Annotated in this window: 2 protein-coding genes; both read right to left on the bottom strand. The window is 57.8% G+C overall.

Translation table 11 applies throughout. The features are described 5' to 3' along the window. Nucleotides 1–1,403: AMP-binding protein (locus tag NQ117_RS23925; RefSeq protein WP_258280509.1), on the bottom strand; the 1,403-nt coding region annotated here is incomplete at its 3' end. 154 nt (nucleotides 1,404–1,557) lie between these two features. Next, nucleotides 1,558–7,005 (bottom strand): amino acid adenylation domain-containing protein (locus NQ117_RS23920; RefSeq protein ID WP_258280508.1); only part of this gene is annotated, 5,448 nt, incomplete at its 5' end.

Raw genomic sequence — 7,005 nt, 5'->3', positions numbered from 1 at the left:
ACGGAGAAATCGAAGCAGAACGAGTGGAACAGCGTCCACGTATCGGATGGCCCGAAGTCGAACAGGTTCTTGTCGTTGAACAGGAGGCGCACGACGTTCTTATGCTCGATCAGAGTTCCTTTCGGTCTGCCGGTCGTTCCCGACGTGTAGATGACATAGGCCAGGTTGCCCGACCCGGAAATCGGCTCCAGGTTCGAAGCGTCCGGCGCATCGGCAGAGTCCGCCCCTCTGTCGTCCCAAACGAAATCGTCCAATTCGAGGCGCGTTCCTGCGAAGTCGGTCTTCTCGTGCAGATGCTGTTGAATCAGCAATAACGGCGCGCCCGAATCCTCGATCATGAAGCGGATTCGCTCCTCCGGGTAGTCGGGATCGACAGGCACATATGCTCCGCCCGCTTTGAGAATCGCAAGAATGCCAACGACCATATCGAGCGAGCGTTCGGCTAGGATTGCTACCAGTTGGTCCGCTTCTACTCCCGCCTCCCGCAGCTTCCGCGCAAGGCGGTTGGATCGCTCGTTCAGCTCGCGGTAGGTCATCTGGTGCTCATTCATGACGACGGCCACGTTGTCTGGGTAAAGCTCCGCCTGCTCTTCGAACAAGCCGTGAATCGTTTTCCCCCGCTCGAACCCGGTTTCGGTGTCATTAAATCGCTTCAGCAGCGTCTCCCTCTCGTCTGGAGACAGCACATCGGCTTGCCCAAGCTCCAGATCCGGCTGAAATAAAAGCAAGGACAGCAGCCGAACAAGATGGTCGGCCGCCTGTTCCATAAATGCCCGCTCGTACCGCTGCCCGTCAAAGCTTATTTCCAGCTCGATGGAGTGGTTTTGGCGGTCGAAGCGAAAAACCGTATCGGCCGCCACCCGGTTACCCAGCGGTTCCGGATGAATCGGGGCGAAGGATGCGACGGTGTTGACGACCGGGAGGCCGCCCCCCGTATAGTCCAGATGGAGCGGCTCCACCATTTTTCGAAAAGGCAGGTGCTGATGCTCCAGTGCCTCGCCGATGGAGGCTTTGATGTCCCCGAGCAGCGTTTTCAGCGTAGTCTGGCGGCTTACGGACGTCTTGATCACCAAAATGTCATGCGGCGGCGGAGTCCCGTCGGGGTCTGCGCTATAAGAAGGCATGCCCACCAGCACTTGGTCCCGCCCGGTATATTTGAACAGCAGGCTTTTTACTCCTGCCAAAACAATCATGTACAGAGCCAAATCCGAACCGTTGGCGAGGCCAATGATTCTCTCCGCGAGTTCGCTCGGCAAAGTACGGTGAAGCAAGCCCGGCTCGGCCGCAGCTTCTCCGTCGGCGGATAATTTGGAGGATTGACTGTAGGGAAGGAAGCTCAGGCTGTCATCGGCGTCAAACTTGCCGCTCCAGTACCGTTCTTCCTTTTCAAACAAAGATTTCATTCGTACCTCCCCTAAAAATGAAGTAAACGCATGCCCCGGCGCAGGTCCGAAAAAACTTGCTTTCGGCCTGCGCGTTTACGGGCTTGGACGTTGTTCGCCGTCTTCCTTGGGATGCGCGCCGCTTTCGCTTGACGGCGGTGGCGCGCTTGTAGGATTAGAACGCGAATTCGATCGTATCGACGGCACTCTTTGCGCCTGCCGCCGGTTTATGACATTCAATCCGGCTTAGCTCAAGTTGTGGATTTTCCGCAATTTGAGACAGTACCCGCATGTAATCCTCGGTCAAGGTGCGGATCATCGCTTCTTTGAACAGCTTGGTGGCGTAGAAGAAGCCCCCGCTCAGCACCCCGTTGTTTTCATACATAAATAGCGTCAGATCGAACTTCACTTCTTCCAAATGGTCAAGCTCGTAAGTCTTCAGGCTGACCCCTTCCAGCTCGGCGTCTCGTTCTTCGATATTTTGTAAGTCGAAAACGGCATCGAACAACGGGAAGCGGCCTGGCTCCCGCTTCACATTCAAACGCTCCACAAGCTCCTCGAATGGATAATCCTGGTTCTCGAAAGCACCCAAAGCCGTTTCCTTCACCTCTTCCAGGTAGGACAAGAACGTTTTGTCGCCCGACGGACGATTGCGGATCGCCAGCGTATTGACAAACATCCCGATGACCGGTTCCAAATCGGCGTTCGTTCTTCCCGCCACCGGGGTGCCCACGACCAAGTCCTCCTGCCCGCTGTACTTGGACAGCAGCACGGTATAAGCCGCAAGCAGCACCATGAACAGCGTGCTTTCACGTTCGGCCGCCAATTCGCGCAGCCGCGCAGAGAGAGAAGCTTCGACGTCGAACTCCAGATGCGCACCTTCGTAGCTGCGAGCCGCAGACCGTTCGTAGTCCATCGGCAGGTCCGCCGTCGGCAGCTCGCCTTCGAAGGTTTGCAGCCAGTATGCTTCCTGCCGCCCGATTCGCTCTCGGTGGGCCTTCGACTGCTGCCAAACAGCATAATCCTTATATTGAATGCGCAGTGGCGGCAGTTCTTCCCCGGCGTAGAAACTCGAGAACTCATCCATTACAATCGCCATCGATACGCCGTCCGACACCATATGGTGCATGTCGAAAAGGAGAATATGCAGGTTCGGCTCCAGCTCGATGACCCCGGCGCGCAGCAGCGGCGGCTTGCCGAGATCAAACGGACGAACGAAGCTGCGGACGATCTGCTCGATTTGAGCCGTATCCTCTTTATCCACTTGATGATGCTCGATAGCAAAATCGACCTGCGGGTAAATCCGCTGAACCGCTTCGCCCTTCACGATTTCAAAACCGGTGCGCAGCGATTCATGCCGTGTTATCAATTTCCGCAAGGCGGCTTCCAACCGGTCTAAATCAAACTCGCCTTCCACCTGCACCAGCTCCGGCATGTTGTAAAGCTGATCCGCTCCATCCAGTGTGTGCTGAATGAACAGCCGTTTCTGCGCGGAGGACAGAGGGTAGTACTCTCTCTCCTCCGCTTGAGGAATGGCCTCATGCTCCCGCCGTTCCATCCGGGCGATCGCCTCGGCCATCGCCGCAATCGTCGAGTGACGGAATACGTCGCGAAGCGGCAGGTTGACGTTTAATTCCTTAAATACCTTGCCCGCCAGCGTCGTCGCTCGCAGGGAGTGGCCGCCGATGTCGAAGAAGTTGTCGTGAACGCCAATCTCCTTCGCAAGCCCCAGCACCTCCTGCCAAATCACCGCCAGCTTCGTTTCCAGCTCATTGCGCGGTGCGACGTACTCCGTTCCGCTTCCTGCTTCCCCTTCCGGCGCTGGCAGCGCCTTCCGGTCAATCTTTCCGTTCGGCGTTAGAGGCAGGCGCTCCAGCTCCACGAAGTACGACGGGATCATGTAGCCCGGCAGCTCCTGCGCCAGCGCGTCGCGCAAATCGTTCACCGCCAGTTCTGCTCCGGTATCCGGCGTGTAGTACGCGCATAGCGCCTTCTGCCCGTTCGCGTCACTTCGAACCAGTACCACCGCTTCGCGCACGCCTTCCACCCGCAGCAGCTGCGACTCGATCTCGCCCATTTCGATCCGGTAGCCCCGGATTTTCGCCTGGTTGTCGATCCGGCCGATGAAGTCCACGTTGCCGTCTTCCATCCACCGCGCCAAGTCTCCCGTGCGGTACAACCGCTCGCCAGCGGCGAACGGACTGTCTACGAACTTCTCTTCCGTCAGCTCCGGACGGTTCAAGTACCCACGCGCTACGCCGACTCCGCCGATAACCAGCTCGCCCAGCACCCCGACCGGCACTGGGTTCAAGTGCGTATCCACGATGTAGAATTTCGCATTCAGCCACGCTTTGCCGATCGGCACATTACCTGTCCGCGGCAGCTTCGCCAGCTCCTCGTCGTAGAAGCTAGAGTCGATCGCCGCTTCCGTCACACCATAAGCGTTGATGATCCGGAACAACGAGCCGAAGCGTGCCTGCAAGGTCCGGTAATCCGCCACGCTGCAGCTGTCCGAGCTCGTGATCAACAGCTCCATCCCGCTCATATCCAGTCTCTGCTCGTGCACATACTCCAGGAACGGCACAATCAGCGCCGGCGTCGATTCGAAGATGGTGATTCGCTCCCGCTCCATCCAGTGGTGCAGACGAGACGGATCAATCCGGTCGTCCTTCGGCACAATCACCATCATGCCTCCGTTGTACAGCGTCCGCGCGATATCTCCCACGAACACGTCAAACGAGAAGCTTGCGAGCTGCAGCAGCCGCACCGGGAACTGATCCAATCGGTATTCCCGCCGGTAGCCCGCCGCCGTGTTCACCAGACTGCGGTGCTCGATCATCACGCCCTTCGGCTTGCCCGTCGTTCCCGACGTATAAATCACGTACGCCAGATCCTCCGGACGGGCTTCATGGAAGCTGTCGGTGCCGACCTTCTGATGGCTCTCATCGCCGTCGTCCACAGCATCCGTCAGCTTGCCGGAGGCCATACCAGAGACCATGCCGGAGAAAATCGGCGCATTCGCCCACTCCTCGCTGTACGACGCTTCGTCGTCCAGGTACAGCACCGCCGCCAGCGCCAGCTTCTCTTCGCCGACCCATGCTTCGGCATGCTCTCGCAGCGGCGTTTGCGTCAGCAGTACCTTCGCTCCGCTGTCATCGAGCATGAACCGCACACGGTCTGCCGGATAATCCGGGTCGAGCGGTACATACGCCCCGCCCGCTTTCCAGACGGCCAGCACTGCCACCAGCAAGTTCACCGAACGCTCGGCGAGAATGCCGACGATCGACTCCCGGCCGATGCCGCTTGCGCGCAGCGTAGCCGCCAAGCGGTTCGCCCGCTCGTTCAGCTCCGCATACGTAAGCCGGTCATTCTCGTACACGACGGCCTCCGCTTCCGGCGTGCGCTCCGCCTGTTCCTCGAACAGCCTGTGGAACGCCGCCGCAGGAGCCACTTCCGGCTGCGCCGGGTTAAACGCGCCGAGAATTTGCTCTTTTTCCTCTGCCGTCAGCAAGTTCAGCTCGGCGATCTTCGCATCCGGACGGCTTACGATCGTTATGAGCAGCTGCTCGTAATGTTTCGCCAGCCGTTCGATCGTCTCCCTTTTATAGAGAGCCGTCGCATATTCGAAGCTGTAATCCAAGCCGCCGTTCTCCTCGCCCACATCCAAGCTGATATCAAACTTCGCGGTATCCAGTGCGCTCGGATAAGGAATCAGGCGAAGCCCTTCCAGCTCAAATTCCTCGTTCTCCGTATTCTGCATCGTAAACAGCGTGTCGAAGAGCGGATTGCGGCTTAAATCACGGGTGACTTGCACCTTCTCCACCAATTCTTCGAACGGATAGTTTTGATGCTCGAAGGCGTGGAGGGTCGTTTCTTTGACTTCGTTCAGGTATGACAGGAATGTCTTCTCCGAAGCCGGATAACTGCGGATAGCCAGCGTGTTTAAAAAAATCCCGATCAATGGCTGCACATCTCCATGATTCCTTCCGGCAATCGGCGTACCGACGATCACATCGTCCTGACCTGAATATTTGTGCAGGAGCACGTTATATGCTGCAAGCAGCACCATAAACAGCGTTGTGCCCGTTTCCGAAGCCAGTTTCTTCAGACCGTCGGTTTTTGAAGCGTCGAAGAAAAACTCCAGCGTTTGGCCTTTGTAGCTCTGTACAGCCGGACGCGGATAGTCGGTCGGCATTTCCAGCACCGGAAGCTCGCCTTGGAACATGTCCAGCCAGTACGCCTCCTGACGCTGAAGTCGTTCCTTCTGCTCCTGCGAATGCTGCCAAACGGTGTAGTCTTTGTACTGAATGCGCAGAGGCTCCAATTGCTCGCCGCCGTACAAGCGGACGAATTCTTCAACAAAGATTTCCATCGAGACGCCGTCGGAAATAATATGATGCATGTCGTACATTAGAATATGGCGTTCAGGAGTCAGCTCGACAAGGCCTACCCTCAGCAGCGGAGGCTTCGCCAAGTCAAACGGACGGACGAAACGGCGAACCGTCACTTCTGCCTCTTGCTCATCTGCTCGATAGAACTCCACGGCAAAATCCACGTCCTGGTAAATCCGCTGCGATGCTTCGCCATCCACCATTTCGAACCCGGTGCGCAGCATTTCATGCCGCGCCACAAGCTTATGGAACGATGCTTCAAACCTTGCCCGGTCCAAAGCACCCTCCAGCAGCATCACTTCCGGCATGTTGTAGCTAAGCTCCGCGCCTTCCAGTTGATTCAGGATAAAGAGACGTTTTTGAGCAAAAGATTGCGGGTACACTTCCCGGTCATCTGCCACCGGAATGGAAACAAATTTCTGCTCATCCAGCCGGGAAATGGCGGCTGCCATGCTCTCAATCATGGAATGACGGAACACGTCGCGCAGCGGCAAATCCACGTTCAACTCTTTATGAATCTTGCTGACCAGCGTCGTCGCCCGCAGGGAGTGACCGCCGATGTCGAAGAAGTTGTCGTGAACGCCAATCTCCTTCGTAAGCCCCAGCACCTCCTGCCAAATCACCGCCAGCTTCGTTTCCAGCTCATTGCGCGGTGCGACGTACTCCGTTCCGCTTCCCGCTTCCCCTTCCGGCGCTGGAAGCGCCTTCCGGTCCATCTTTCCGTTAGGCGTCAGAGGCAAACGCTCCATCTCCACGAAGTACGACGGAATCATGTAGCCCGGCAGCTCCTGCGCCAGCGCACTGCGCAGATCGTTCACCGCCAGCTCCACTCCGGTATCCAGCGTGTAATACGCGCATAGCATCTTCTGCCCGTTCGCGTCACTTCGAACCAGCACCACCGCTTCGCGCACACCTTCCACCCGCAGCAGCTGCGACTCGATCTCGCCCGTCTCGATCCGGTAGCCCCGAATTTTCGCCTGGTTGTCGATCCGGCCGATGAAGTCCACATTGCCGTCTTCCATCCACCGCGCCAAGTCTCCCGTGCGGTACAGCCGCTCGCCCGTGGCGAACGGGCTGTCTACGAACTTCTCATCTGTCAGCTCCAGACGGTTCAAGTACCCGCGCGCCACGCCGACTCCGCCGATGACCAGCTCGCCCAGCACCCCGACCGGCACCGGGTTCAGATGCGCGTCCACGATGTAGAATTTCGCATTCAGCCACGCTTTGCCGAT

This window comes from Paenibacillus sp. SC116, from assembly GCF_024733555.1.
GTDB lineage: Bacteria > Bacillota > Bacilli > Paenibacillales > Paenibacillaceae > Paenibacillus_B.
Note: the sequence above shows the minus strand (reverse complement) of the source record. Positions and strands in the feature narration are given on the sequence as shown.